The sequence below is a fragment of the Aeromicrobium sp. Leaf291 genome, assembly GCF_001423365.1.
Lineage (GTDB): Bacteria > Actinomycetota > Actinomycetes > Propionibacteriales > Nocardioidaceae > Aeromicrobium.
The window spans coordinates 1392160-1418139 of the sequence record NZ_LMNM01000001.1 but is presented as its reverse complement, the minus strand read 5'-3'; the positions used below and the strand labels follow the sequence as shown (position 1 = coordinate 1418139).

Genomic DNA, 25980 nt, shown 5'->3' with positions numbered 1-25980 from the left:
ATGGCTGCATCCCTGTCCTTCCACCACGTCACCCACACCTGGCCCGACGGCGCACCCGCCCTGTCCGACGTCGACCTCGACCTCGGGCACGGGCTGCACGGGCTCGTCGGCAGCAACGGCAGCGGCAAGTCCACGCTGCTGCGCCTCGCTCACGGCGACCTCGTCCCCACGGGCGGCTCCGTCCTGACCACGGGGTCGCTGGAGCTGCTGCCGCAGGACCCGGTGCGGACCGTCGAGGGGCTCACCGTGGCCGACGTCCTCGACGTCGCCGACACCCTCGTCGCGCTGCGCGCCATCGAGGCGGGCAGCACCGACCAGGCCGACTTCGACCGGGTCGGGGACGACTGGGACGTCGAGGAACGAGCCGCGGCCTGGCTCGCTCGGCTCGGGCTCGGCTCGCTCGGCCTGTCGCGCGAGGCGTCGAGCCTCTCCGGCGGCGAGCTCGTGCTGCTGGCCCTGGCCGCCCGCCTGCTGCGCAGGCCCGACGTGGTGCTGCTCGACGAGCCCACGAACAACCTCGACCGACGCGCCCGCGCGCACCTGACGTCGGCGCTCGGCGCGTTCGGCGGGGTCGCCCTCGTCGCGAGCCACGACCGCGAGCTCCTCGAGGGCATGGACACGATCGTGGAGGTGCACGCCGGACGGGTGCGCACCGTCACGGGCGGGTTCTCCGTCTACGAGCAGGTCGTGGCGGCCGAGCAGGAGGCTGCGGGGCGCGCCGTCCGCGACGCCAAGGCGGACGTGCGGCGTCAGGAACGTGAGCTGGTCGAGGCCCGCGCCAAGCTCGCCCAGCGGAAGCGGACGGCGCACAAGGCCGAGGCCGAGAAGCGGGTGCCGAAGATCGTCGCCCACGGCCGGCGCATGGCGGCCGAGGTGTCGGCCGGGAAGCTCCGCGGCGCGCACGAGGAGCACGTGGCCCGCGCACGAGCCGACCTCGACGCGGCCGAGGAGCGGGTCCGCGACGACCGCGAGATCCGCCTGGAGCTGCCCGACACGGCCGTTCCGCGCACCCGTGACGTGCTGGTCACCGAGGGGCTCGTGCTCCCGCACGTCGGCACCGAGGTGGCCCTGCACCTGAGGGGGCCGGAGCGCGTGGCGCTGACCGGGCCCAACGGCGGCGGCAAGACCACCTTCCTGGAGGTGGCTCTCGGCCGGCTCGCCCCGGCCATCGGGTCCGCGACCGTGAGCGTGCCCGTCGGCAGGCTCGCCCAGCGGCCGACGCTCCCGGACGAGGACGCCTCCGTCCTCGAGAACGTGCGTCGGGTGGCTCCGGAGGCCGACCCCCAGCACGTGCGGGCCCAGCTGGCACGGCTGCTGTTCCGTGGCCGTGCGGCGGAGCGGATCGTGGCGACGCTGTCCGGGGGCGAGCGGCTGCGCGCGGCCCTCGCGTGCGTGCTGCTGGCCGACCCCGCGCCCCAGCTGCTGCTCCTGGACGAGCCGACGAACGACCTGGACCTCGTGAGCGTCGGGCACCTCGTGGAGGCGCTGCGCGGCTACCGGGGGGCGCTCCTGGTGGTCAGCCACGACGAGCGGTTCCTCGACGAGCTCGAGCTCGACCGCCGGGTGGCGCTCCCGTCGCCCAGCGGACCGGTGCGACCCGCACGAGACTAGGAGCGTGAACCCCGACGGACCCCCGCTGGACGGGCCGAGCATCATGCGCCAGACGTGGGCCGACATCGCCTTCGTGCACTGGGCGGTCGACCCGTCGACCGTCGAGCGATTCATGCCGCCCGGGGTGCGCCCCGACGTGCTCGACGGCAGCACCTACGTGGGCCTCATCCCCTTCCGGATGCAACGTGCCGGGTTCGGGACGGGGCCCGCGGTGCCGTGGCTGGGCACGTTCCACGAGACCAACGTGCGCCTCTACTCGGTCGACGACGCAGGCCGCCACGGCGTGGTGTTCCTGTCGCTGGAGTCCTCACGGCTGCTCGTGTCGGCCCTGGCCCGGATCGTCTTCGGCACGCCGTACACCTGGGCCCGGATGCGGGTCGACCAGCACGACGACCGGCACCGCTACACGTCGCGTCGTCGCTGGCCGGGGCCGCGCGGGGCGGGCGGGCGGATCGAGGTGCGCCCCGTCGAGCCGCTCCACGAGCCGAGCGAGCTGGAGCACTTCGTGACCGCCCGGTTCGGGCTGCACACCCGGGTCCTCGGCCGGACCTGGTGGGTCCCCAACACGCACCGGGCGTGGCCGCTGCACCGCGCCGAGCTGGTGTCGATCGACGACACCCTGGTCGAGGCGGCCGGCCTTCCCGGGCTGGCGGCCACGGAGCCGACGTCGGTGCTGTGGTCCGAGGGCACCTTCACGACGTTCGGGACGCCGCGCGGCGCCGTCCCTCGCCGGGCAGCAGCACTCGGGTGAGCACCACGCCCCACACCGCTGCGAGCGGGAACATCAGCAGCCCGTAGACCGCCGCCGGCACCGAGATGTCGGTGTCGTCGAGCACCTCGACGGCCACGTAGATGGCCAGGGTGGCGTTGTGCACACCGATCTCGAACGAGCTGGCCACCGCCTGCGCCGGCGTGAGGCCGACGAGCCGCGGCACGAAGAACCCGACCACGAGGCTCACGACGCAGAACAGCGTGGCGGCTGCGCCCACCTGCGCCAGGTAGTCACCTGCGTCCGAGCCGGTGCTGGCCAGGATCCCGAGCACGAGGACCAGCAGGATCACGGCCGACGCGATGCGCACCGGCTTGTCGGCGCGCTGGGCGAAGCCAGGGCTCTTCGCGCGCACGAGCATGCCCACGAGCACGGGGGCGAGCACGACGACGAAGACCTCGACGACCTTGCGGAACTGCAGCGACACCTCGTCGTCGAGCCCGTAGTGGGCGATCGCGAGGTTGGTGATGAGCGGCAACGACCCGATCGCGATGATCGAGTTGATCGCCGTCAGGGACACGTTCAGGGCGACGTCGCCCCGGAACAGGTGGCTGTAGAGGTTGGCCGACGTGCCACCCGGCGACGCGGCGAGCAGCAGCATGCCGACGGCGAGCAGCGGGTCGAGGTCGAACGCGGTGACCAGGCCGAAGCAGACGACCGGCAGCACGACGAGCTGGCAGGCCAGGGCCACCGTGACCGCCTTCGGGTGGCGGGCCACGCGCCGGAAGTCGTCGGGCGTGAGCGAGAGGCCCAGCCCGAACATGATGATCCCGAGCGCGATGGGCAGCCCGACGGTCGAGAGCGCGGAGTCCATGGGCGAATCCTAGGAGTGATGCGGGTCACATCCTGGTCGGCGCTCCGGTCGATGGAGTGGTCCTGTCGGTCAGGGAAGGGCGTCGAGGATCGCGGGGATCCGCTCCCGGAAGGCCGCCACGCGGTCGCGCGTGCGCTGCGGCTCGCCGACCTTCTGCAGGTTCGCGATGCCGGCATCTCCCCGGGCGATGCCCGCGGCGATCCGCTCGCTGGCCGTCGTCATCCGCGCCACCACGGCGTCGAGGAGCGTCACCGGGCCCCACTCCCCGTAGGCCTCCACGACGAGGTCCAGACGTCGGGCGGTCTCCTGCGCGCCGATGTCGCGGTAGAGCGGGATGCCGGTCCAGACCAAGAAGGCGAGGTCGTCGATCGCACGCCCAGGGCCCGCCATGTCCCAGTCGATCATCGCGACGAAGTGGCCGCTCTGGATGATCCAGTTGTACGCGCCGGGGTCGTGGTGGCAGATGATCTGGTCGGCCTCCAGGAGCACCGGCTCGTCGCCGGTGCCGCGCCACCGCAGCGGCTCGTCGGGGCGGAAGTCCTCCACCAGGTCGTGGTACTCACGCAGCCACGTGACCGCCTCGACCAGCACCGTGTCGAGCACGACCTCCTGGTCGACCGGCACGCCGCGACCCTCGACGTAGCTGAGCACCTCGCGACCCTCCTCGTCGAGGCCCTCGACCCGTGGCACACCGCCGAGGCCCTCCGCGGCGAGGTGGTCGAGCAGGGCGTGGACGGCCGGCGACCAGGGCCCCGTGGGGCGGCGGACGGTGCGTCCGATGCGGATCGCTCCCCCGACGGCACCCGGCAGGTGCTCGACGTCGGCGCTTCCTCCGTCGTCCGGTCCCGTGTCCTGTGCGTCGTTCACGTGGCCCATCGTGGCACGCTGTCTCCCGTGGCTCACGGACACGCGCACTCCCTGGACGACCTCGACGTCGGCCCGCCCCGCCGGGGCCTGGCCGCGACCCTCGCCGTCGTGGTGGGGGCCATCTCGCTCGTGGCGGTCGTCGCCATGGTCATGCTGTGGCCGTCGGCGTCGGAGGTCCCGCGCGACGCCAACCCGCTGAGCGGCGAGGGTGTCAGCCTGGTCGACGCCACCGTCACCGCCGTCAAGCCGTTCGACTGCGGCTCAGGTGGCGTCGGTCCCGACAACCTGCCCACCGTGGCGGGCGACTGCGCCAACGTGACGGCCGAGACCGACGCCGGCGACGCCTCGTTCGTGCTCGACTCGGCGCGCTTCCAGGCCGGCATCGACGTCGGCGACGACATCGAGGTCATCCGCATCGCGCCCGCGGGCCAGGAGGCGACGTTCGAGTTCTACGACTTCCAGCGCAGCTTCCCGCTGCTGGCCCTCGCCATCGCGTTCGCCGTGCTGGTCGTGGCGGTCGCCCGCTGGCGTGGCCTGTTCGCGCTCGTCGGCATCGGCGTCACGCTGCTCGCGCTCATGCAGTTCATCCTCCCGGCCCTGCTGGCCGGCAGGTCCGCGCTCCCGGTGGCGATCGTGGGCTCGACGGTGATCATGACGCTCGTGCTGTACCTCGCGCACGGGGTGAGCATCCGCACCACCAGCGCCCTGTTCGGCACGTACTTCGGCATCGTCGCCACGGCGCTCATGGGCGCGCTGGCGACCGACTGGTCGAGCCTGACCGGCATCGGCTCCGAGGACGACCGGACGCTGGTGGCCACCGTGCCCGACCTGTCGATGTCGGGGGTCGTGGCCGCGACGATGGTGATCGCGGGGCTCGGCGTGCTGAACGACGTGACCGTGACCCAGGCGAGCGCGGTGTGGGAGATGCGCGCGCTCCAGCCGACCGCCAACGCGGCCAAGCTGTTCACGTCGGCCATGCGGATCGGCCGCGACCACATCGCCTCGAGCGTGTACACGCTCGTGTTCGCGTACGCGGGCTCGGCGATGACGGTGCTGCTGCTCATCACGGCGTACTCCCGGCCCCTGGGCGAGATGGCGTCGACCGAGGAGCTGGGCCAGGAGATCGTCCGCACGCTCGTGGGTGCCATCGGACTCGTCCTCGCGGTTCCCGTGACGACCGCGATCGCCGTCGCCCTGGCCCCCGCGGCCGAGGACGAGCCCGAGCACGCGGGCGGCCACCGCCGCGCCCCCGCCTGACTCCCCCCACCTCCACCGCACGCCCCGTCTCGACGCGTTCGGGTCGATCTGCGTCGGACGAACCGACGCGAGCGCGTCAGGACGCGGGCCGTGGCGCGGTGGCGTGCGTACCCTCAGGACATGGAGTGGGTCGGGATCGTGCTGTTCGCCGTGGGCGTGCTGGCCGTGCTGGTGCTGGCGCTGTACCTGTTCCAGCGCTCGCTCGACAAGCCCGGCGGCCGCGAGGGCCTGGGCACGATGGGCAACGGCATGGGCGTCATGGACAACTTCTTCAGCCCCTCGCGTGCCGACGCCAAGGAGGAGCTCGAGCGGCAGAAGCGTGCCGCCCACGTCATGCCGTCGCCGGACGAGGACGACGACGAGCGCCACGGCCGGGTCCGGCGCAACCCCGACGGATCGCCGCGTTCCATCCGGATCTCCCGCCCTCCGACGCACGACTGACGACGCCCGGACGACCCGGCTCCTCGGCGACCTCGTCCTGGGACGGTCGCCCCAGTCGCGGTTCTCAGGAGGCGGCCCGGGACGAAGGGCCCTACCGTCGAGGGATGCAGACCGCCCGCACGATCCTCGCGAGCACGATCGGCTTCTACGCGTTCATGGGCGCACAGGCCCTCGACGCGCTGCGGACCGGCTCCTCCCGCCGCCGCTGAGCCTCAGGCTCGTCGCGCGCCCATCGCCTCGCGCATCCCCCGCGTGGCCAGCTGGTCGGCCAGCTCGTTGTCGCTGACCCCGGAGTGACCCTTCACCCAGAACCACTCCACCTCGTGCCGGTCGCACGCGGCCTTGAGCCGCTGCCAGAGGTCGACGTTCTTGACCGGCTGCTTCGCCGCCGTGCGCCAGCCGTTGCGCTCCCACCCGGCGAGCCAGGACGTGATGCCGCTGCGCACGTAGGTGCTGTCGGTGTGCAGGTGCACCGTGCTCGGCCGGTTCAGCATCTCCAGCGCCATGATCGGCGCCGTCAGCTCCATCCGGTTGTTGGTCGTCGAGCCCGGCTCGCCGCCGCACAGCTCGCGCACGTGCTCGCCGTAGCGCAGCACCGCGCCCCAGCCGCCCGGACCCGGGTTCGGCGTGCATCCCCCGTCGGTGTGGATGGTCACGACAGCGGTCTGCAAGGCTTCGGTCGACATGGCGGGCCCATCCTCGCACCCGACGGCCGCGCGCGGGGGTGCGCACCGCCGGGGCGCGTAGCGTGGCGGTCATGAGCCTGCACACCGCCGACGAGCGGACCGTCCTGGAAGGTCTGCTCGACGCGCAGCGGACCGAGATCGCCCTGCTGCTCGACGAGCTCGACGACGCCGAGGCGCGCACCCGGCTCGTGTCGTCGATGACCACCGTCCTGGGCCTCGTGAAGCACGCGACGTTCGTGGAGAAGGTCTGGTTCCACTCGCGCGTGGCCGGCGTCCCGCGCGAGGACCTGCGCCTGCCCCGCACGCCGGCCGAGAGCTTCGAGCTGGCCGAGGACGACACCATCGAGTCGGTGCGAGCCGACTACGACGACGCCTGTGACCGCTCGCGCGTCGTGGCCGCCCAGCACGACCTCGACGAGACCTGGCCGTGGCACGACGGCCCGGTCTCCCTGCGGTACCTCTACGGCCACATGATCGCCGAGCTGGCCCGGCACGCCGGGCACGGCGACATCCTCGTGGAGCAGCTCATCGCGCGGCGCCCCGTCGGCACGGACTGAGCGTGATCGACCCGGTCGTGGCGCTGGCCGTGGTCGGCGCCGCGCACGCGGCGTTCCAGACCACGGTGTCGGTGGTCGTCTACCCAGCACTCGCCGCGGTCGGGCGCGAGGGCTTCGCCGCCGCGCACGAGGCGCACTCGAGGCGCATCGTCGCGCTCGTGGCCCCGCTCTACGCCGCACTCCTCGCCATGGGCGGGTGGGCCGCGCTGGCCGATCCGCGCCCGCTCGTGCTGGCGGCGGTCGCGGCGCACGGCGTCGCCCTCCTGCTCACGGCCTCGGTCGCCGCTCCGACCCACGGACGGCTCGGGTCGGACGGCCCCACCCCGGCGCTGCTGCGCCGACTGGCCCGCTCCGACCTCGCCCGCACGGCCGCCGCGTGGACCGGCCTCGTCCTGTCGCTCCTCGCCCTCGGCTGACCCGGGCCACGTACGATTCCCCCTCTGCGCGATCAGGGCTTATCCCTTCGCGTGGACCGTGCCGCGAGAAGGAAGCATCCTTGCCCGCGGCCGCATCCGTCAGGCCAGGTGCACGAAGTCTCCGACCGCGAGGACGCCGGGCGTCTCGACGTCGGCGTACACCGCCAGGCAGAGGTCACGCTCCGCGCCGAGGTGCTTCAGCAACGACCCCTCCGCGGAGGTCCCGTCCTGCGCGACGTCGACCATCCGGCACCGCGGGACCCGCTCGACGACGCGAAGGACCACGCTCCCGAGGGTGAGCGAACGACCCACCCAGGTCTCCTCGACGAACGGCTCGTCGGTGTCGACGACGACGTTGACGCGCAGCCGACGCGGGTCCGCGTCGACGCTCCACCGCTCGGCGCACCACGCGAGGGTGGCCGTGCCGACCAGCGACACCGCCCCTTGGTCCTGGTGCCCGACACCTGCCTCCGGCAGCACCCGCACCGCGGCCTCCATGACGGTGCTCAGCTCGGCGTCGAGGACTGCGTCTCCCACGGTCCACGTGCCCGCTCCGCTCGACACGACCACCTCGCCGGAGTCCGTCGTGCACGCCGCGTGCTCGAACACCGCGTCGCGCCGACGGAAGCGGCGGCTGTCCTTGCCCGACGCGAACCGTCCGTCCTCGTCCTCCACGGCGTACCAGCGGTCGCCCACCAGACCGCGCGCGTCGAGCTCGACGCTGTGCAGCGCCTCGCCGCCCATCGACTTCACCGGGTAGCGACGCAGGGCGACCACCGTCGGGCGAACGACACCGGGCGTCGTCACGGAGCCGTCGCCACCCGGACCCGGTTGCCGTCGGGGTCGACGACCTCGCAGTCGCGCGCCCACGGGTTCTCCTCCACCTCGACGCCGAGGTCGGCCGCGATCGCGTCGACGTCGGGCACCCAGAGGTAGACGAGCGACGGCCCGGGCGCGTCACCGGTGTGCTCGGACAGGTACACCCGGCACCCGTCGCGCACGACCCCGACGAACCGTGGGAGGCCCGGCTCGAACACGTGCCGGAACTCCTCGGCGAACCCGAGCCGCGCCCACCACGGCAGCGACGCGTCGACGTCGGCGACACGCAGGATCGGGACGGCGGAGACCTTCTGACGGCTCATGGCGTCACCCTCACACGACGGAGATCAGTCGGTCCACAGGACGACGACCCGACGCCGCCCCGGCGACGACCTCGACGTTCCGCGTCACGGGCTCGATGGCTTGCCTACCTGGGGATCGCTGCGACCGGATCCGAGGCGTCCTCCACGGGAGGACCTTCCCGCGAACGACGGGCCGCGCGACCATGTCCGACTCGGCCGGATGGGCTGCGACCTACACGTTGAAGCGGAACTCCACCACGTCGCCGTCGGCCATGACGTACTCCTTGCCCTCCATGCGGACCTTGCCGGCCGACTTCGCTGCGGCCATGGACCCGGCCTCGACGAGGTCGTCGAAGGAGACGATCTCGGCCTTGATGAAGCCCTTCTGGAAGTCGGTGTGGATCACGCCGGCGGCCTCGGGGGCGGTGGCGCCCTTCGGGATCGTCCAGGCGCGCGTCTCCTTGGGCCCGGCGGTCAGGTAGGTCTGCAGGCCGAGGGTGTCGAAGCCGACGCGGGCCAGCGCGTCGAGGCCCGGCTCCTCGACGCCCATCTCGGCGAGCATCTCCGCCCGCATGACCTCGGCCTCCTCGTCGTCACCCAGCTCGACCAGCTCGGCCTCGCTCTTGGCGTCGAGGAACACGGCCTCGGCGGGAGCCACGATGTCGCGCATCTTCTGCTTGAGGGCCTCGTCGGCCAGCTCGTCGGCGTCGCAGTTGAAGACGAAGAGGAACCGCTTGGCGGTCATCAGGTGCAGGTCGCGCAGGAGCGCGAGGTCGAGCCCGGCGTTGAGCACTCCGGTGCCGGCCTCGAGCGCGGTCTGGGCCTTCTGCACCTCGGCCAGCTGGGCCGCGAGCGACTTGTCCTTGCGCGACTCCTTCTCGAGCCGCGGGACCGCCTTCTCGACGGTCTGCAGGTCCGCGAGGATCAGCTCGGTCGAGATGGTCTCGATGTCGCTGCTCGGGTCGACCTTGCCGTCGACGTGCGTGACGTCCTCGTCGCGGAACACGCGGGTGACCTGGCAGATCGCGTCGGACTCGCGGATGTGCGAGAGGAACGCGTTGCCCATGCCCTCGCCCTCGGACGCGCCGCGGACGATGCCGGCGATGTCGACGAACTGGACCGTCGCCGGGAGGATCTTGGCCGAGCCGTGGATCTCCGCGAGCTTCTCGAGCCGCGAGTCCGGCACGCCGACCACGCCGACGTTCGGCTCGATCGTCGCGAACGGGTAGTTCGCCGCGAGGACGTCGTTCTTGGTCAGGGCGTTGAAGAGGGTCGACTTGCCCGCGTTGGGGAGTCCGACGATGCCGATGCTGAGTGCCACGAGGAACCAGCCTACTGGTCCGGCTCACGCGGCCCGACGGCGCGCATCAGCCCCAGACCCGCACCCACAGGCGACGCCAGAAGCCCTCGGTCGCGGCCAGCTTGGCCCGACGTCGGCGCAGGGCCGCGGTCTCCCCGTCCGCAGCGCCGGCCCAGCCGCCGGTGGCCAGCCCGGTGCCCACGGCCTGCTCGGGCGACGCGCCGCCGACCATGGCCGAGCCCGCGCCCGAGAACTCGGCGAGCCGGCGGTAGCAGTCGCCGCACAGCAGCCGCCCCGACACGGTCTCGTGGGCGCCGGGACGGCTGCCGCACTGCGTGCAGGTGCTCATGCGGCGAACCTACTCCCGCACCTCGGTGGCGTCGAGGTGCTCGGGACGCAGCGTGAAGTGCCGGCTGACCCCGCCGTACCAGGGGTCGTCGGGCACCTCGCCGAGGTCCTCCGCGCCGAGCCGCCGAGCCACCGCCGCCGACGGCGCGTTGTCGGGGTACATGCCGATGACGAGCGAGGCGTGTCCGGCGGCGAAGGCGCTGCGGGCGTGGGCGGCGGCACCCTCGGTCGCGTACCCGTGCCCGGCGCTGTCGGGGTGCAGGTGCCAGCCCAGCTCGTACTCCCCCGCGAACCCGCCGTCGATGCGCTCCATCCGCGACACCAGCACCGTCCCCACCATCACCCCGGTCTCGCGCACCTCCAGCGCGCGCCACGCCTGCAGCGGGTCCTCGGCCTCGCGAGCGTTGACCCGCACGACCCACGCGCGGGCGGCGTCGAGGTCGGCCATGGGCACGAACGGCGGGTTGTCGAGCCAGCGGATCACGTCGAGCCTGGAGAGGATCGAGAGCACCCTCGGGGCGTCCGCGTCGACGAAGCGGCGCACCGCGAGCCGCGGCGTCTCCACGCGCTCGGGGAAGTCCGGCCCGGTCAGCATGGGCCCGAGCGTACGGACCCAGGTGCCACGATGGCCGCATGACCGTCATCAAGATCAACGCCATCACCGTGCCCGACGACGCCGGCGACGAGCTGGCCCACCGCTTCGCCGCCCGCGCCGGTGCCGTGGACGGAGCCGACGGGTTCGAGGGCTTCGAGCTGCTGCAGCCCACCGACGAGCGCACCCAGTGGCTCGTCATCACCCGCTGGCGCGACGAGGACGCGTTCCAGGCCTGGCTGGCCTCGCCGTCGTTCGCGCACGGCCACCGGTCGGAGTCCGAGCGCGGTGGCGGCGACGCGCCGAGGCCGGTGTCGACCCACAGCGAGGTCTGGTCGTACCAGGTCGCCGGCGGATCGACCGGCAACCCCGCGGCCGACCCCACCCCCGGACCCGCCTGAGACCCGCCGTTCCAGCGCGCCGCCACGACTCTGTCGGTCCGATGCCCTAGCGTCACAGGCATGGCAGCCTCCGTGGCACCCTCGCCTGCCGGACCGGCCCGTCACGATCTCGGGGCCCGGCAGTCGATCCTGTTCGCCACGATGGCCCTCGCCGCCATCACCACGCTCGACGTCGTCACCGACGGTCGCCTCGGCCTGATCTTCTCCGTGGGCTTCGTGCTCGTCGTGGTCACGGTGCCGCTCGCGGTCGACGTCCGCTCGCTGCTGCCGGCCGGCGTCCTGCCGCCCGTGCTGCTCCTCGTGTTCGTGGGCGTCGTGGCGGCCGCATCGCCCGACGCGGTCGAGGTCTCCGGCCTGCCCGACGGCACCGGCTGGTTCGGACGCACCCTCACCGGCGTCATCGACCGCGGCGTCACGCTCATGGTCGGCCACGGACTGGCCCTCGCCGCGGTCGTGGCCCGGATCGTGACCGACCCCCACCACCCGCGTCGCGCGCGGGTCGCCCGTCCGACCCGTCGCACGGTCTGACCCGTGGAGGAGTACCTGCGGCTCAACCGCGCCATGTGGGACAGCCGTGCCGCACGGCACGCCGCCGCGGCGTCCTACGACCTCGACCGCTACCGCCGTGACTCGGCCGCGATCAGCGACGTCGTCCGCTTCGACCTGCCACGGCTCGGCGACGTCAGCGGCCTCGACACGGTGCACCTGCAGTGCCACATCGGCACCGACACCCTCAGCCTGCACCGCCTCGGGGCCACCGTCACCGGGCTCGACCTCTCCCCCGCGTCGCTCGCGGAGGCCCGCGCGCTCGCGGCCGAGGTCGGCGCCGACATCGGCTACGTCGAGTCCGACGTGTTCGACGCACCGGAGGCGCTGGGCCGCGAATGCTTCGACCTCGTCTACACCGGCATCGGTGCGATCTGCTGGCTGCCCAGCATCGACCGGTGGGCCGCCACCGTCGCTGCGCTCCTGCGCCCCGGCGGCAGGCTGGTGTTCCGCGACTGCCACCCCATGCTCGGCACCCTCGACGTCGTGGACGACCGCATCGAGCTGGTCTACCCGTACGCCGAGCACGTCGAGCCCCTCGTCTTCGAGGACACCGCGTCCTACGTCGACCCGGCCGACCACACGCTGCCCGGGCTGCCGTCCCGGGAGTGGGCGCACGGTCTCGCGGAGATCCTCACCGCGCTCATGGCGCACGGCATGGTCCTCGAGACGGTGCTCGAGCACGACAGCGTGCCGTGGGTCGCGCTGCCGGGCCACATGACGCCGCACCCCGAGGCGCCCGGCGAGTTCCGGCTGACCGACCGGCCCGAGCGGCTCGCCGCCAGCTTCACGATCGTCGCGAGCCTCAGCCGCTGAGGGCGTCCAGCACCTTCTGAACCCGCCGGGCCCGGGTGTCGTCGCCCTTCGCGTCGGCCACGCTGCGCGCGTGCTCCTTGCGCCGCGAAGGGGCGAGCGCGTCGAAGGCGGCGCGGAGACCGGCGGACCCCAGCGCCTCGGCCAGCGCGGGTGGCACCTCGACCTCGCGCGGGGCGTCGTCGCGCCGGATCACCACGTCGACGGTCTGCCCGACCTCGACGCCCAACGTGGCACGGGCGGCCTTGCTGAGCCCCACCAGGTTCTCGCCGCCCATCCGGGCCAGCCGCAGGGGCACCGTCGTCCCACCGATCGTCACGGCCACGGGGAAGGTCTTCCCGTCTCCCAGCCCGGCCACCTGCTCGTCGGTGAGCACGACGGCCGCCGCCGGCCCGCGGGGCTCCAGCGTCGTGGTCATGCGCAGCTCTGTCATGGGTCCTCCTGGGGTCGGGGAGTCAGCGTAGGTCTCGTCCGCGTGGGGTTGCCAGGGGTCCGGGGGCTGCCTAGCGTGGACACGACCGGGCCCAGCCAGGGCCGACTTCGGGGGAAGCAGGTCGCACCATGACCGCACGCACGTCCGTCCGTCTCACCACCGGCTTGCTCGCCGTCGGGCTGGCCACCACCGCGCTTGTCGCCACGACGTCGGCCGCCGAGGCCCGCACGCCGGCCCCGGGACCACCCTCAGGCTCGTCGACCGCCGTCGGCTCGGGTGGAGCCGTGTCGTCCGTCGACGCCGAGGCGTCCCGCGTGGGACTCGAGGTGCTGAAGCGTGGCGGCAACGCGGCCGACGCCGCCGTGGCCACCGCGTCGGCGCTGGGCGTCACCGAGCCCTACAGCGCCGGGATCGGCGGTGGCGGCTACTTCGTCTACTACGACGCGAAGCGCAAGAAGGTGTCGACGATCGACGGCCGTGAGACCGCGCCCGCCGGCATCACCCGTGACGCGTTCATCGACCCCGCGACCGGCGAGCCCTACCCGTTCACGCCCGACCTCGTCTCGTCCGGCGTGGCCGTCGGCGTCCCCGGCACCCCGGCCACCTGGGAGGCGGCGCTGCGCGACCACGGCAGGTGGTCGCTGCGCAAGGCCCTGGCGCCGTCCATCGCCCTGGCCTCGAGGGGCTTCCGTGTCGACGAGACGTTCCGCAGCCAGACGCTCGACAACGCCGAGCGCTTCGCGGCCTTCCCCGCCACGGCGAAGCTGTTCCTGCCGGGCGGCGACGCACCGAAGGTCGGCAGCACGTTCCGCAACCCCGATCTCGCCCGCACGCTCTCGCTCCTCGCGGCGAAGGGACCACGCGCCTTCTACACCGGCGCGGTCGCCCGCGACGTCGCCCGCACCGTGCAGGCACCGCCCAAGGACCCTGCCGCCGACCTGCCCGCACCCGCCGGCTCCATGACCGAGCGCGACCTCGCCGGGTACCGCGTGGACCGCCAGGCGCCGACACGGGCCCGCTACCGCGGCCTCGACGTGTTCGGCATGGCGCCGTCGTCCTCCGGTGGCATCGCGGTGGGCGAGGCGCTCAACATCCTCGAGGGGTTCCGGCTCGGTGGGGGGCAGCGCCTCGGCACGTCGTTGCACCTGTTCCTCGAGACCTCAGCCCGAGTCTTCGCCGACCGCGCCGCCTACGTCGGCGACGTGCCGGGCGTGCCGACGTCGACGCTGCTCAGCCAGCGCTTCGCCGACTCGCGGGCCTGCACCATCGACCCCACCAAGGCGTCGAGCCGCCCCGTCGCCGCCGGCGCACTGGACGGCTCCGGTTGTGCCACGGTGGCCAACGAGGAGAAGCCCGACACCGAGAACATCTCCACCACCCACCTGTCCGTCGTCGACCGGTGGGGCAACGCCGCCTCGTACACGCTCACGATCGAGCAGACCGGTGGGTCGGGCATCACCGTCCCCGGCCGCGGTTTCCTGCTCAACAACGAGCTGACCGACTTCACGGCCGTCTACGACCCGAAGGACCCGAACCGCATCGAGCCCGGCAAGCGTCCGCGTTCGTCGATGTCGCCCACCATCGTGCTCGACCGTGGCCGGGTGAAGTACGTCGTCGGCTCGCCGGGCGGCGCCACCATCATCACGACGGTGCTGCAGGTGCTGGTGAACCGCATCGACCTCGGCATGACCCTGCCGCAGGCCGTGGCCGCACCGCGCGCGTCACAGCGCAACGTCGCGGTGACGCCCGCCGAGCCCGCGTTCATCGAGCAGTACGGCTCGCTGCTCGCCCCGTTCGGCCAGCAGCTCACGCCGTCGGGCGACGCCTTCACCTCGCAGGCCGAGATCGGCGCAGCCGCCGCGATCGAGCAGGACCGGCGCGGTCGGCTCATCGCGGTCGCCGAGCCCGAGCGCCGCGGTGGCGGCACCGCTCTGGTCGTCAAGCCCGACCGGCGGCGCTGAGCGCCGCGACCCGGGTCGGCGATTCCCATCACCTGATGGGAATCACGAGCTCCCCCTGGTTCTTCCTCACTGACCCTGGAGGGAACACCGAGGTGAGTGGGGGATTCCCATCACCTGATGGGACTCGTGGGACTGCTCAGACGAGGCCGGCGGCCTTCATGTCCTTGCGCAGCTCGGGCGGGAGGGCGAAGGTGAGGGTCTCGTCGGCGGTGCGGACGGCCGCGGCGTCGGGGTGGCCGTGCTCCGAGAGGTACGTCAGCACGTCCTGCACGAGGTCGTCGGGCACCGAGGCGCCGGACGTGACGCCCACGGTCTCGACGCCGTCGAGCCAGGCCTCGTCGAACTCGCTGATGTCGTCGATCCGGTACGACGCCTTGGCGCCGGCCTCGAGCGCGACCTCGACGAGGCGGACCGAGTTGGAGGAGTTCGACGAGCCGACGACGATGACCAGGTCGGCGTCCTTCGCGATCTCCTTGACCGCGACCTGACGGTTCTGGGTGGCGTAGCAGATGTCGTCGGACGGCGGGTCCTCCAGCTGCGGGAACTTCTCGCGCAGCCGGCGCACCGTCTCCATGGTCTCGTCGACGCTCAGGGTGGTCTGCGACAGCCACGACAGCTTGGTGCCCTCGGGGAACTCGAGGTCGTCGACGTCGGCCGGGCTCTGCACGAGCGTGATGTGCTCGGGAGCCTCGCCCGCGGTGCCCTCGACCTCCTCGTGGCCCTCGTGACCGATGAGCAGGATGCGGTAGTCGTCGGCGGCGAACCGACGCGCCTCGTGGTGCACCTTGGTGACCAGCGGGCAGGTGGCGTCGATCGTCTTGAGGCTCCGCTCGGCCGCCTCGGCGTGCACCATCGGCGACACGCCGTGGGCGGAGAACACGACCGTGGCGCCCTCGGGCACCTCGTCGAGCTCCTCCACGAAGATCGCGCCACGGTCGGCCAGCGTGTTGACGACGTGCTTGTTGTGCACGATCTGCTTGCGCACGTACACGGGGGCGCCGTAGAGGTCGAGCGCCTTCTCGACCGTGATGACGGCGCGGTCGACGCCTGCGCAGTAGCCGCGCGGGTCGGCGAGGAGGACGCTCCCGCCGACGGGGGGCATGCCGAGGTGCACGTTGGTCGTCATGACCTCATCGTAACGACCGGGGGCAGACGTCGAGGACGTCCGCCGCCGCCTCCGGCCTCGGAGGTAGGTCTCGCACCTCATCGGCCGTCGACGAGGTGCGAGACCTACCTCCAGGCGAGCCGTTCGGTGCGTCACCTACCTCTGACGGCTCGTTCGGTGCGTCACCTGCCTCCGACGGGCCGGGACGGGGAGGGCCGTGGGTGGCGCGGAGCGTCGGGGCCACCTCCTAGGGTGTGGGCCATGGCCCTGGACACGAGCGCGGACTCCCCCGCGCCGCTGCGCCAGGTCTCCACGCTCATCGGGCAGTGGGTCGGCCGGCTCGGGCCGGTGTGGGTCGAGGCCGAGGTCGCCCAGCTGACCCGTCGTCCCGGCATCTGCTTCCTCGTCCTGCGCGACCTGCGCGCCACCCTCTCGGTGCGCGCCACGTGCCACGCCTCGGTGCTCGACGCGTCCCCCGCCCCGGTCACCGAGGGCGCGCGGGTGGTCGTGCACGCCAAGCCGGAGTTCTACGAGCCCAACGGGTCGCTGACCCTGCAGATCCGCGAGATCCGGCCCGCCGGCGAGGGCGAGCTGCTCGCCCAGCTCGAGCGCCGCAAGCAGCTGCTGGCCGCCGAGGGCCTGTTCGACGCCCGGCTCAAGAAGCCGCTGCCGTTCCTGCCCGGCACCGTCGGCCTGGTCACCGGCCGCGCCTCGGCGGCCGAGCGCGACGTGCTCGAGAACGCCCGGCTGCGCTGGCCCGGGGTGCGGTTCGAGGTCCGGCACGCCCTCATGCAGGGCAGCGGCTCGGCCCGCGCCGTGGCCGCCGCCGTCGAGGAGCTCGCGTCGCAGGTCGACGTCATCGTGGTCGCGCGCGGCGGCGGGTCGCTCGAGGACCTCCTGCCGTTCTCCGACGAGGCCCTGGTGCGCACCGTCCACGCCTGCCGCGTGCCGGTGGTCAGCGCCATCGGCCACGAGCAGGACACACCGCTGCTCGACCTCGTGGCCGACGTCCGCGCGTCCACACCCACCGACGCCGCCAAGCGGGTGGTCCCCGACGCCGCCGAGGAGAACGACCGGCTCGCCGGTGCCCGCGCCCGCCTGCGCCGGGCCGTCTCGGGCTTCGTCGCGCACGAGGCGCACGCGCTGGCCCAGCTGCGCTCCCGGCCGGTGCTCGCCGCGCCACTCACGCTCGTCGACGCCCAGGAGGACGCCCTGGCGCACCTGCGCGAACGCACCCACCGGGCGCTCGGGCACCGGCTCGACCGCGAGCACGACGCCGTCGGCCACCACCTCGCGCGAGTGCGGGCCCTGTCGCCACTGGCCACGCTCGAGCGCGGCTACGCCGTGGCCCAGACCGCCGACGGGCACGTGCTCACGTCGGTCAACGACGTCCCCGACGCCTTCGTCGTGCGCCTGGCCGACGGCAGCGCCCACGTCACCACCGACCGCACCGAGGAGACCCGCCATGACGACTGACCCCGCCCCCGAGACGGAGCCCGACGGGCAGGAGCTCTCCTACGAGCAGGCCCGCGACGAGCTGGTCAGCGTCGTCCAGCGGCTCGAGAACGGTGGCGTCGGCCTGGAGGAGTCGCTCGCCCTGTGGGAGCGCGGCGAGCACCTGGCCGCCGTCTGCCAGCGGTGGCTCGACGGCGCCCGCGCGCGGCTCGACCGTGCCGCCGGCCACGACGACGACGAGGACGACGAGGCCTGACCGGGATCGACCGCCCGGCTCAGGCGAGGGACGCGAGGTACTGCTCGAGCGTCGCGCGGTCCACGTCGCTCGTCACGACGGCGGTGGTGCGCTGCTCGGGACCCTCCACCTCGCGCGAGTAGGTGCTCTCGCCGTCCGGTGAGGTCCAGCGGGTCCAGGTCTCGCCACCGACCTGCACGTCGTCCACCCGCTCGCTGCCCTCGGCGTACTCGTCGACGGCGGCTTCCTCGCCCTCGGGTGCCTGCGTGAGCCCGATGAAGTCGGTGTCGGACGTCAACGTCCCCAGGCTCCACACGCCGTCGCGCACCCGCGACGACGTGACCTTCCAGCCCTCCGGCAGCGACGTGGGCGCCAGCAGGTCGGCCCCCGTCTCGCGCTCGGCGCCCGGCAGCACGGCGGAGTAGTCGACCGCGGGCACGTCGGGCGTCTCGGGCGTGCTGCCGAACAGGAACTGCGTCGCGGCCCAGACCAGCAGCAGGGCTGCGCCGAGGACCCCGACGGAGCGGAGGATGTCCCCCAGCTTGGGATTGCCTCGACTGGAACCGGCCATGCGTCCTCCGCTGCTCTGTCGTGCCGCACCTGCGGCTGGTTCGTCGGTGTTCCGCCGCGAGTGCGGCTAGGCTCCGGTCATGGTCGTGCACAGGCTCTCCGACGCCGCCGCGCTCGTCGGCGTCAGCGATGACACCCTACGACGCTGGCAGCAGCAGGGCCGGTTCAACCCGGTCGACGCCGACGGCCGGGCCGGCATCGAGGGGGTCGACCTCGCGAGGCTCGCCGCCGACCACGCGGCGACCCCCGACCACGGACCCGAGCACACGAGCGCGCGCAACCGGCTGCGCGGCATCGTCACGCGGGTCACGGCCGACACCGTGATGGCCCAGGTCGAGCTCGTCTGCGGGCCCTACCGCGTGGTCTCCCTCGTCAGTCGCGAGTCCGTCGACGCCCTCGGCCTCGAGCCCGGCGCCATCGCCTGGGCCACCGTCAAGTCCACCAACGTCTCGCTGGAGGTCACCCCGTGAAGCGTCTCGCCCTGCTCGTCCTGACCCTCCCCCTGGTCCTGTCCGGCTGCGGCAACAGCGACGCCGTGGACCCCCGGGCCGACGTCGACAGCACGCTCACCGTGTTCGCGGCGGCCTCGTTGAAGGGTTCGTTCACCGAGCTCGCCGACCGCTTCGAGGAGCAGAACGAGGGCGTGACCGTGGAGCTGAGCTTCGCCGGGTCGTCCGACCTCGCCGCGCAGATCGCCGAGGGCGCCCCGGCCGACGTGTTCGCCTCGGCCGACGAGAAGAACATGACGACGCTCGTCGACGAGGACCTCGTGGAGGGCGAGCCGCAGGACTTCGCCACCAACACGCTCGTCATCGTCACCCCACCGGACGACCCGGGCGACGTCACGTCGCTGGCCGACCTTGGCAACCCCGACCTCGACGTCGTGGTCTGCGCGCCCCAGGTGCCGTGCGGTGCCGCCTCCGAGAAGCTCGCGAAGAAGGACGGCGTCACGCTGGCTCCCGACAGCGAGGAGCAGTCGGTGACCGACGTGCTGGCCAAGGTCGCGGCCGGCGAGGCCGACGCAGGCCTCGTGTACGTGACGGACGCCGAGGCCGCGGGCGACGACGTCGAGACCGTCGAGGTCCCCGGCGCCGAGGACGTGGTCAACACCTACCCGATCGCAGCGCTCGCGGACGCCCGCCAGCCCGGGCTCGCACAGGACTGGGTCGAGTGGGTCACGAGCGACGAGGGTCAGAAGGTGCTGGACGACGCCGGCTTCGGCCCGCCGTGACCACGCCGACTCCCGCGCAGGCCCCCGCTGGGCGGCGCGGGGCAGGGGGGCGGGGGGCGGGCTGGCCCCGCGGGGACCGCTCCCCCACCTCCGGCGACCTGCCCGGCTGGATCTGGGTGCCCGCTGCGGCCGGCGCCGCCCTGGTGGTGCTGCCGCTCGTGGCCCTGCTGGCTCGCGTCGAGTGGACCGACCTGCCGTCGCTGCTGACGTCGGAGTCGGCGCGGTCGGCCCTCCGGCTGAGCCTGCGGACGGCGGCGGTGTCCACGGTGCTGTGCATCGTGCTGGGCGTGCCCATGGCCTTCGTGCTGGCGCGCGCCCGGTTCCCCGGCCAGGCGCTCCTGCGCGCGCTCGTCCTGCTCCCGCTGGTGCTGCCACCGGTCGTGGGAGGCATCGCGCTGCTGGCCACGTTCGGTCGGCGGGGGCTGCTGGGCGAGTCGCTGGACGTGCTGGGCGTGCAGGTGGCGTTCTCCACGACCGCGGTGGTGCTGGCGCAGACGTTCGTCGCTCTGCCGTTCCTGGTGATCAGCCTGGAGGGCAGCCTTCGCACGGCGGGCCGGCGCTACGAGGTGGTGGCCGCGACGCTCGGGGCCCGCCCCACCACGGTCCTGCGCCGGGTCAGCATCCCCCTCGTGCTCCCGGGTCTGCTCTCCGGCGCCGTGCTGGCGTTCGCCCGCGCGCTGGGCGAGTTCGGCGCCACGATCACCTTCGCCGGCAGCCTGCAGGGGGTCACGCGCACGCTGCCGCTCGAGATCTACCTGCAGCGCGAGACCGATCCCGACGCCGCCGTCGCGCTGTCGCTGCTGCTCGTCGTCGCGGCGGTCGCCGTGATCGCGCTGGTCCGCGGACGGGGGTCCTCCCTGTGAGCGTGCAGCTGGTCGTCGACGCCCCCGACCGCGGCGTCATGCTCGAGCTCGACGTCGCGCCGGGCACCACCCTGGGCCTCGTGGGGCCCAACGGAGCCGGGAAGTCGACCGTGCTCGCCACGCTCGCCGGCACGCTGCGTCCGCAGCACGGTCGCGTGGTCGTCGACGGCGAGGTCCTGCTCGACACCGCCTCCGGCACGTGGTGCGCCCCGCACGAGCGCGGCGTCGGCCTGCTCGCGCAGGAACCGCTGCTGTTCCCGCACCTCGGCGTCCTCGACAACGTGGCCTTCGGCCCACGCAGCGCGGGCGCCTCGAGGGCCGCGGCACGGGAGACCGCCCGCGACCATCTCGACGAGCTGGGCTGCGCGGACCTGGCGGACCGTCGGCCCGGCACCCTGTCGGGCGGTCAGGCGGCTCGGGTCGCCCTGGCCAGGGCACTGGCCCCCGACCCACGTCTGCTGCTGCTCGACGAGCCGATGGCCGCCCTCGACGCGGGCACCGTCCCCCTGCTGCGCTCGGCGCTCGCGCAGGTGCTGCGCCGACGTCGGCAGGACGGCGGGACGGCCGTCCTGGTCACCCACGACGTGCTCGACGCCCTGCTGCTGACGGACCGGCTCGCGGTCGTCGAGGACGGCCGTCTGGTCGACGTCGGCCCCACCGCGCGCGTCCTGGAGCAGCCACGGAGCAGGTTCGCCGCCGACCTCGCCGGACTCAACCTGGTGCGCGGCACCGCGACCGGCCCGGGCCTGCACGGTGACGACGGACTGGTGGTGCACGCCGCCACGGCCGCGCTCCCCGACGGCAGCCCGGCCGTGGCCGTCCTGGACCCGACGGCGGTCGCGGTGCACCTCGACGCCCCCGTCGGGAGCCCACGCAACGTGTGGCCCGCCACCGTCACGTCGGTCGAGCCGCGCGGCCAGCGCGCGCTCGTGCGGACCGACGTCGTGAGCGCCGACGTGACCGTCGACGCCGTCGCCGAGCTGCGGCTGGAGCCCGGCCGACGCGTCCACCTGGTGGTCAAGGCGAGCGAGGTCCAGGTGCACGGGATCTGAGCGACGCCCGTCGCCGGTAGGGTGCACTCGTGGACAGCCTGCAGCCCGCCGCCCAAGCCCCGGACCGCAACCTCGCCCTGGACCTCGTCCGAGTCACGGAGGCCGGCGCCATGGCCGCCGGCCGCTGGGTCGGACGCGGGGACAAGAACGGCGCCGACGGCGTGGCCGTCAACGCGATGCGGAGCCTCATCAACACCGTCGCGATGGACGGCGTCGTCGTCATCGGCGAGGGCGAGAAGGACGAGGCCCCGATGCTGTTCAACGGCGAGCACGTCGGCGACGGCACGGGCCCGGAGTGCGACGTGGCGGTCGACCCGATCGACGGCACGACGCTCTGCGCCAAGGGCATGCCCAACGCCATCGCGGTCATGGCCGTCGCGCCCCGCGGCTCCATGTACGACCCGTCGGCCGTCTTCTACATGGAGAAGCTCGTGGCCGGCCCCGAGGCCGCCGATGCCGTCGACATCCGGCTCCCCGTGGCCGAGAACATCGCCCGCGTGGCCAGGGCCAAGGGCATCAGCAACAGCGACGTCACGGTCTGCGTGCTCGACCGACCCCGCCACGCCGACCTCACGCAGCAGATCCGTGACGCGGGCGCGCGCATCAAGTTCATCAGCGACGGCGACGTCGCCGGGGCCATCGTGGCGGTGCAGCCCGACTCCGGGGTGGACCTGCTCGTCGGCACCGGCGGCACGCCCGAGGGCATCATCACCGCCTGCGCCATCAAGGCGATCGGCGGCGTGATCCAGGGCCGCCTCGCCCCCACCGACGACGACGAGCGTCAGCGTGCGATCGACGCCGGCCACGACCTCGACCGCGTGCTGCTCACCGACGACCTCGTGGTCGCCGACGACTGCTTCTTCGTGGCCACCGGCATCACCGACGGCGAGCTGCTGTCCGGGGTGCGCTACTCGGCCGGCAAGGCGTTCACCGAGTCGATCGTCATGCGCTCGCGCAGCGGCACGATCCGCAAGATCACCAGCGAGCACCAGCTCACGAAGCTCAAGGCGTACTCGTCGATCGACTACGAGCACTGAGCCTGCCCTGAACCGCCGCATGGCCGACGATCGGGGGATCCATGGAGACGTCTGACGAGGGACGCGCCCGTCACGTGCGCAGCGTCGACGACGTGCTGGCCCTCATGGACACCCTCTTCGACTCGACCGCCGACCGGTGGTCCGACGGGGCGGGCCGGTCCTGGTGGGACGACTTCTACACCGACCGGTCGCGCCCGGTGCCGTTCTTCGTCGACAAGCCCGACGAGAACCTCGTCGCGTGGCTCGACGCCGGGCTGGTGCCTCCGGGACGCGCGCTCGACCTGGGCTGCGGCGCAGGGCGCAATGCCCGTCACCTGGCGTCGCGCGGGTTCCAGGTCGACGGCATCGACCTGTCGCAGACCGCCGTCGCGTGGGCCCGCGAGCACGCACCCGCTCAGGAGCCAGCCCAGGAGCCGGCACCGCGCTTCCACGTCGGCGACGCACTCGGCGAGGCCGGCGCGACCCTGACGGGACCGTACGACCTGGTGTACGACTCGGGCTGCCTGCACCACCTGCCGCCGCACCGACGCATCGCCTACCTGCGCCTGATCGACCGCGTCCTCGCCCCGGGCGGCGTCCTCGGCATCGTCTGCTTCGCCGACGGGCAGATGGGCACGAGCGTCCCGGACGCCGAGCTGTACCTGCGCGGCGGGCTGGAGGGCGGGCTGGCGTTCACGCCGGAGTCGCTGCGCTGGATCTTCCAGGACCTCGAGCCCGTCGAGTCCCGGCCGATGCTGGCCCAGGACCCGGAGGCGACGCTCTTCGGCGAGGAGTTCCTCCTCACCGCGCTCTTCCGCCGCCCGTGAGGTGCCGTCAGCGCGGTCGGGGCAGGCCCGCGGCGGCGAAGATCCGCGCGTAGATCTCCCGCACCACCGTCTGCTTGCGTGCGTTGTACTGCATCACGTGCTCTCCCGCCTCGGCCGCGGCTGCCGCCGCCGCTCGCTTGGCCTCCGCGTACAGCTCTCGATCGTCGGGGTGGTTGCGCAGCCAGTCGCGGAACATCAGCATCCGCTCCGTCTCGGCCGAGTCGCGCTCGAGGACGTGCAGGTTGGTGCGCGGCCGGCCGTGGCGCAGCAGCCGGTGCCCGTGCCACCACGGCTCGCGCACCGTCAGGACGAAGCCCTGCTGCTCCAGCGCCGGGACGTAGGCGTCCTCGTCAGCGGGATCGGGCACCACCAGGAGAAGGTCGATGATCGGCTTGGCCGGGAGCCCGGGCACCGACGTGGACCCCACGTGCTCGAGGCTCACGACGTTCGGCCCGAGCGCGGCGCGCAGGGTCGCGACCAGGCCGGCCGCCTGCTCCGGCCAGGTCGGGTCCGGGTCGACGACCGCCACCTCGCGGCCCGGTCCCGCACCACCGACCCAGGGGCTCGATCCCGGCGGCGGCTCGGCGTCGTCGAACCGGACGATCTCCTCGGAGGTGGCCATCGTCCGACCCTAGACCGCCGGACGGACGACCGGGCGACCGTCCGTTCCACGGGCCCGGCTGGTCCCGAAACCGTACGATCGGGTCCATGGCCGGTTCTGGAGAACAGTTCGCGCACCTGCCCTCGGGCATCGACCTCTGCTTCGAGACGTTCGGTGACCCGAGTGATCCACCCGTCCTGCTCGTCATGGGGCTGGGCGGGCCGATGGGCTGGTGGGACAGCGAGTTCTGCGAGCGTCTGGTGGCCCGTGGCTACTTCGTCGTCCGCTACGACAACCGCGACACCGGCCGCTCCACCAAGCTGCGCCAGCACCGGGTCAGCCGGATCGACATCCTCAAGGCGGTGGCGGGCCTGGCGAAGGCGCCGTACTCCATCGGCGACCTGGCCGCCGACGCCTTCGGCCTGCTCGACCACCTCGGCATCGACGCCGCGCACGTCGTGGGCGTGTCGATGGGCGGGATGATCGTGCAGACCATGGCCGTGGCCGAGCCCGACCGCGTGCTGTCGCTGACGTCGATCATGTCGACCACCGGCAAGCGCACCGTCGGGTACCAGAACCCCAAGATCCTGCCGGCCCTGCTGAGCAAGGCCGGGCACACCCGCGACGAGTACGTGGCCCGCTCGCTACGCGGCACGTCGATGATCTCGTCCCCGGACTTCCCGACCGACGAGGAGTTCGCCCGCAACCGCGCCTACGAGACGTACGACCGCGGCTGGTCGGCCGGCGGCGTCACGCGCCAGCTCATGGCGATCCTCACGCAGCCGGACCGCACCACGGACCTCGAGTCGCTCGACGTGCCCTCCACCGTGATCCACGGCCTGAAGGACCCGCTCGTGCACCGCTCGGGCGGCCGCGCGACGGCCGCCGCGCTCAAGGGCTCGGAGCACCTCGAGATCGCCGGCATGGCCCACGACCTGCCCAGCCAGCTCTACGACACGATCATCGACGCGGTCGTGCGCACCACCGAGCGCGCCTCCGCGCGGCACTAGTCGTCCCAGGGCCGGGGCTCAGGACTCGCTCCACACCCCGAGCCGATTGCCCGCGGGATCGGTGAAGTGGAACCGCCGCCCACCGGGGAAGGCGAAGATGTCGTCGACCACCGAGCCGCCGGCGTCGAGGACCGCCTGGCGCGTGGCCTCGAGGTCGGCCGACCACAGCTGCACGAGCGGGCCGCTCGTCCCCGGGGTCCCGGCCGGGTCGAGGCCGCCGACCTCACCCTCGCCGTCGAGCGCCTGGATGCCGACGTAGGCGGGGTCGTCTGCCGGGCCGTAGTCGGTGAAGGACCAGCCGAAGGCCGCGCCGTAGAAGGCCTTCGCGGCCTGCAGGTCCGGTGCCGGGAGCTCGACGTAGTCGATGCCGTGGTGGGTGTGCGTCATGGCGCGACGCTAGCCCCGACCACCGACACCCCCGCCCACGACGACCGTCCTAGGCTGGCCGACGTGGACGACGAGGTGGTGGTGCGGACGCGTGCCGACGGCGCCACCGAGCTGCGCGTCAACGGCGTCTTCGTGATGGACGACGTCGAGACCTCCTCCGAGCGGCTGCTCGCGGATCACGCGCTCGATCTCGGGGCCCGCGACGTGCTCGTCGGGGGCCTGGGGCTCGGGTTCACCGCCCGTGCGCTGCTCGAGGCCGAGGATGGTCGCCGGGTCGAGCGGCTGGTGGTGGCGGAGCTGCACGACGGCGTCATCCGTGCGGTGCGCGGCGGAGCCGGCGCCGGTCCCGAGGTGCTCGACGACCCGCGCTGCACCGTGGTGGTCGGCGACGTGCTCGACGTCGTCGCGGCCCAGCCCGCGGCGTCGCTCGACGCCGTGCTCCTCGACGTCGACAACGGACCGGACTTCCTCGTGCACGACGCCAACGCGGCCGTCTACGACTCCACCGGGGTGCGTGCGTGCGCCCGTGCGCTGAGGCCGGGCGGGACGCTGGCCGTGTGGTCGATGGCCGACTCCGAGACCCTGCGCGAGCGGCTCGGTGAGGTGCTGGACGACGTCCGCGCCGTCGCCGTGCCCGTCGACCTGCAGGGCCGCGCCGAGCACTACTGGGTCCTCACCGGCCACGCCCGCTGACC

General features: G+C 73.2%; 33 protein-coding genes. 20 read left to right on the top strand and 13 right to left on the bottom strand.

What is annotated here, in order from left to right:
- Entirely contained in the window at nt 1–1611 is a 1611-nt protein-coding gene (locus ASF35_RS07100) for an ATP-binding cassette domain-containing protein (protein WP_055964805.1), read from the top strand.
- 4 nt (nt 1612–1615) lie between these two features.
- A complete protein-coding gene (locus ASF35_RS07095) occupies nt 1616–2362 on the top strand; it encodes a YqjF family protein (RefSeq protein WP_235492902.1) in 747 nt (248 codons plus the stop codon).
- Here the strand turns inward: ASF35_RS07095 and ASF35_RS07090 are convergent.
- Nucleotides 2304–3194, bottom strand: a complete 891-nt coding sequence (locus ASF35_RS07090) for a bile acid:sodium symporter family protein (protein WP_055964802.1) — start codon at nt 3192–3194, stop codon at nt 2304–2306. The genes ASF35_RS07095 and ASF35_RS07090 overlap by 59 nt on opposite strands.
- Nucleotides 3195–3263: 69 nt before the next feature.
- A complete protein-coding gene (locus tag ASF35_RS07085; protein WP_235499118.1) occupies nt 3264–4061 on the bottom strand; it encodes a phosphotransferase in 798 nt (265 codons plus the stop codon).
- A gap of 27 nt (nt 4062–4088) precedes the next feature.
- On the opposite strand from ASF35_RS07085, the gene ASF35_RS07080 reads away from it, so the two are divergent.
- Entirely contained in the window at nt 4089–5318 is a 1230-nt protein-coding gene (locus ASF35_RS07080) for a YibE/F family protein (protein WP_056553190.1), read from the top strand.
- A 120-nt stretch (nt 5319–5438) separates the two neighbouring features.
- Nucleotides 5439–5759, top strand: coding sequence for a hypothetical protein (locus tag ASF35_RS07075; protein WP_055964792.1), 321 nt, complete (start codon nt 5439–5441; stop codon nt 5757–5759).
- 212 nt (nt 5760–5971) lie between these two features.
- Here the strand turns inward: ASF35_RS07075 and rnhA are convergent, their stop codons facing one another.
- On the bottom strand, nt 5972–6445 hold the full coding sequence (gene rnhA, locus ASF35_RS07070) for a ribonuclease HI (protein ID WP_055964788.1): 474 nt from the start codon (nt 6443–6445) through the stop codon (nt 5972–5974).
- Between the two features lie 71 nt (nt 6446–6516).
- On the opposite strand from rnhA, the gene ASF35_RS07065 reads away from it, so the two are divergent.
- Both ASF35_RS07065 and ASF35_RS07060 read left to right on the top strand, forming a co-directional pair.
- Complete coding sequence (locus tag ASF35_RS07065; protein ID WP_055964786.1) at nt 6517–7002, top strand: DinB family protein; 486 nt, start codon at nt 6517–6519, stop codon at nt 7000–7002.
- Between the two features lie 2 nt (nt 7003–7004).
- The gene (locus ASF35_RS07060) at nt 7005–7418 is read left to right on the top strand and encodes a hypothetical protein (protein ID WP_055964783.1); all 414 of its coding nucleotides are present in this window, start codon (nt 7005–7007) and stop codon (nt 7416–7418) included.
- A gap of 99 nt (nt 7419–7517) precedes the next feature.
- Here ASF35_RS07060 and ASF35_RS07055 read toward each other — a convergent pair whose 3' ends face one another.
- The 5 genes from ASF35_RS07055 to ASF35_RS07035 form a co-directional block, all read right to left on the bottom strand.
- Nucleotides 7518–8225 (bottom strand): MOSC domain-containing protein, encoded by a 708-nt coding sequence (locus ASF35_RS07055; protein WP_156367979.1) that lies wholly within the window; start codon nt 8223–8225, stop codon nt 7518–7520.
- On the bottom strand, nt 8222–8560 hold the full coding sequence (locus ASF35_RS07050; protein ID WP_055964777.1) for a glyoxalase superfamily protein: 339 nt from the start codon (nt 8558–8560) through the stop codon (nt 8222–8224). The genes ASF35_RS07055 and ASF35_RS07050 overlap by 4 nt, the downstream gene beginning before the upstream one ends.
- A 211-nt stretch (nt 8561–8771) precedes the next feature.
- Nucleotides 8772–9860 (bottom strand): redox-regulated ATPase YchF, encoded by a 1089-nt coding sequence (gene ychF / locus ASF35_RS07045; protein WP_055964773.1) that lies wholly within the window; start codon nt 9858–9860, stop codon nt 8772–8774.
- 46 nt (nt 9861–9906) lie between these two features.
- Nucleotides 9907–10188 carry a hypothetical protein gene (locus tag ASF35_RS07040; RefSeq protein ID WP_055964770.1) on the bottom strand — a complete coding sequence of 94 codons (282 nt, stop codon included), beginning with the start codon at nt 10186–10188 and terminating at the stop codon, nt 9907–9909.
- A 9-nt stretch (nt 10189–10197) separates the two neighbouring features.
- Nucleotides 10198–10782 (bottom strand): GNAT family N-acetyltransferase, encoded by a 585-nt coding sequence (locus ASF35_RS07035; RefSeq protein ID WP_055964766.1) that lies wholly within the window; start codon nt 10780–10782, stop codon nt 10198–10200.
- 38 nt (nt 10783–10820) lie between these two features.
- On the opposite strand from ASF35_RS07035, the gene ASF35_RS07030 reads away from it, so the two are divergent.
- Genes ASF35_RS07030 through ASF35_RS07020 form a run of 3 tightly spaced genes read left to right on the top strand, consistent with a single transcriptional unit; the run spans nt 10821 to nt 12542 of the window.
- Nucleotides 10821–11180 (top strand): antibiotic biosynthesis monooxygenase, encoded by a 360-nt coding sequence (locus tag ASF35_RS07030; RefSeq protein ID WP_055964763.1) that lies wholly within the window; start codon nt 10821–10823, stop codon nt 11178–11180.
- Between the two features lie 60 nt (nt 11181–11240).
- Complete coding sequence (locus ASF35_RS07025) at nt 11241–11708, top strand: DUF6542 domain-containing protein (RefSeq protein ID WP_055964760.1); 468 nt, start codon at nt 11241–11243, stop codon at nt 11706–11708.
- A 3-nt stretch (nt 11709–11711) separates the two neighbouring features.
- Entirely contained in the window at nt 11712–12542 is an 831-nt protein-coding gene (locus tag ASF35_RS07020; protein WP_055964756.1) for a bifunctional 2-polyprenyl-6-hydroxyphenol methylase/3-demethylubiquinol 3-O-methyltransferase UbiG, read from the top strand.
- On the opposite strand, the gene ASF35_RS07015 is transcribed toward ASF35_RS07020, so the two are convergent.
- Complete coding sequence (locus tag ASF35_RS07015; protein WP_055964753.1) at nt 12532–12972, bottom strand: YdeI/OmpD-associated family protein; 441 nt, start codon at nt 12970–12972, stop codon at nt 12532–12534. The two genes, ASF35_RS07020 and ASF35_RS07015, sit on opposite strands and share 11 nt — an antisense overlap.
- A 128-nt stretch (nt 12973–13100) precedes the next feature.
- Here ASF35_RS07015 and ggt point away from each other — a divergent pair, with 128 nt between their 5' ends.
- On the top strand, nt 13101–14933 hold the full coding sequence (gene ggt, locus ASF35_RS07010; RefSeq protein WP_055964750.1) for a gamma-glutamyltransferase: 1833 nt from the start codon (nt 13101–13103) through the stop codon (nt 14931–14933).
- A gap of 136 nt (nt 14934–15069) precedes the next feature.
- Here ggt and ASF35_RS07005 read toward each other — a convergent pair whose 3' ends face one another.
- Nucleotides 15070–16059: a 4-hydroxy-3-methylbut-2-enyl diphosphate reductase gene (locus tag ASF35_RS07005; RefSeq protein ID WP_055964747.1), complete on the bottom strand. Its 990-nt coding sequence runs from the start codon at nt 16057–16059 to the stop codon at nt 15070–15072.
- Between the two features lie 240 nt (nt 16060–16299).
- Between ASF35_RS07005 and xseA the strand changes: the two genes are divergently transcribed.
- Nucleotides 16300–17514, top strand: coding sequence for an exodeoxyribonuclease VII large subunit (xseA, locus tag ASF35_RS07000; RefSeq protein WP_055964744.1), 1215 nt, complete (start codon nt 16300–16302; stop codon nt 17512–17514).
- A complete protein-coding gene (locus ASF35_RS06995) occupies nt 17504–17749 on the top strand; it encodes an exodeoxyribonuclease VII small subunit (RefSeq protein WP_055964741.1) in 246 nt (81 codons plus the stop codon). The genes xseA and ASF35_RS06995 overlap by 11 nt, the downstream gene beginning before the upstream one ends.
- A 19-nt stretch (nt 17750–17768) precedes the next feature.
- Here ASF35_RS06995 and ASF35_RS06990 read toward each other — a convergent pair whose 3' ends face one another.
- A complete protein-coding gene (locus ASF35_RS06990; protein WP_055964738.1) occupies nt 17769–18299 on the bottom strand; it encodes a DUF4245 domain-containing protein in 531 nt (176 codons plus the stop codon).
- A 79-nt stretch (nt 18300–18378) separates the two neighbouring features.
- Between ASF35_RS06990 and ASF35_RS06985 the strand changes: the two genes are divergently transcribed.
- From ASF35_RS06985 to ASF35_RS06960, 6 genes are all read left to right on the top strand, one after another.
- The gene (locus ASF35_RS06985; protein WP_055964735.1) at nt 18379–18768 is read left to right on the top strand and encodes a molybdopterin-binding protein; all 390 of its coding nucleotides are present in this window, start codon (nt 18379–18381) and stop codon (nt 18766–18768) included.
- The gene (gene modA / locus ASF35_RS06980) at nt 18765–19529 is read left to right on the top strand and encodes a molybdate ABC transporter substrate-binding protein (RefSeq protein WP_055964732.1); all 765 of its coding nucleotides are present in this window, start codon (nt 18765–18767) and stop codon (nt 19527–19529) included. Before ASF35_RS06985 ends, modA begins: the two co-directional genes overlap by 4 nt.
- 116 nt (nt 19530–19645) lie before the next feature.
- Nucleotides 19646–20392 (top strand): ABC transporter permease, encoded by a 747-nt coding sequence (locus tag ASF35_RS06975; protein ID WP_369796984.1) that lies wholly within the window; start codon nt 19646–19648, stop codon nt 20390–20392.
- The gene (locus tag ASF35_RS06970) at nt 20389–21444 is read left to right on the top strand and encodes a sulfate/molybdate ABC transporter ATP-binding protein (protein WP_235499117.1); all 1056 of its coding nucleotides are present in this window, start codon (nt 20389–20391) and stop codon (nt 21442–21444) included. Before ASF35_RS06975 ends, ASF35_RS06970 begins: the two co-directional genes overlap by 4 nt.
- A gap of 29 nt (nt 21445–21473) precedes the next feature.
- Nucleotides 21474–22481, top strand: coding sequence for a class II fructose-bisphosphatase (glpX, locus tag ASF35_RS06965; RefSeq protein WP_055964729.1), 1008 nt, complete (start codon nt 21474–21476; stop codon nt 22479–22481).
- 41 nt (nt 22482–22522) lie between these two features.
- Nucleotides 22523–23287 (top strand): class I SAM-dependent methyltransferase, encoded by a 765-nt coding sequence (locus ASF35_RS06960; RefSeq protein WP_055964726.1) that lies wholly within the window; start codon nt 22523–22525, stop codon nt 23285–23287.
- 7 nt (nt 23288–23294) lie between these two features.
- Here ASF35_RS06960 and ASF35_RS06955 read toward each other — a convergent pair whose 3' ends face one another.
- The gene (locus ASF35_RS06955; RefSeq protein ID WP_055964723.1) at nt 23295–23909 is read right to left on the bottom strand and encodes a GrpB family protein; all 615 of its coding nucleotides are present in this window, start codon (nt 23907–23909) and stop codon (nt 23295–23297) included.
- An 86-nt stretch (nt 23910–23995) separates the two neighbouring features.
- On the opposite strand from ASF35_RS06955, the gene ASF35_RS06950 reads away from it, so the two are divergent.
- Entirely contained in the window at nt 23996–24898 is a 903-nt protein-coding gene (locus ASF35_RS06950) for an alpha/beta fold hydrolase (RefSeq protein ID WP_055964721.1), read from the top strand.
- Nucleotides 24899–24916: 18 nt separating this feature from the next.
- Here ASF35_RS06950 and ASF35_RS06945 read toward each other — a convergent pair whose 3' ends face one another.
- Nucleotides 24917–25285: a VOC family protein gene (locus ASF35_RS06945; RefSeq protein WP_055964718.1), complete on the bottom strand. Its 369-nt coding sequence runs from the start codon at nt 25283–25285 to the stop codon at nt 24917–24919.
- Nucleotides 25286–25348: 63 nt separating this feature from the next.
- Here ASF35_RS06945 and ASF35_RS06940 point away from each other — a divergent pair, with 63 nt between their 5' ends.
- Nucleotides 25349–25978, top strand: a complete 630-nt coding sequence (locus ASF35_RS06940) for a hypothetical protein (protein ID WP_055964715.1) — start codon at nt 25349–25351, stop codon at nt 25976–25978.
- Nucleotides 25979–25980 lie beyond the last annotated feature (2 nt).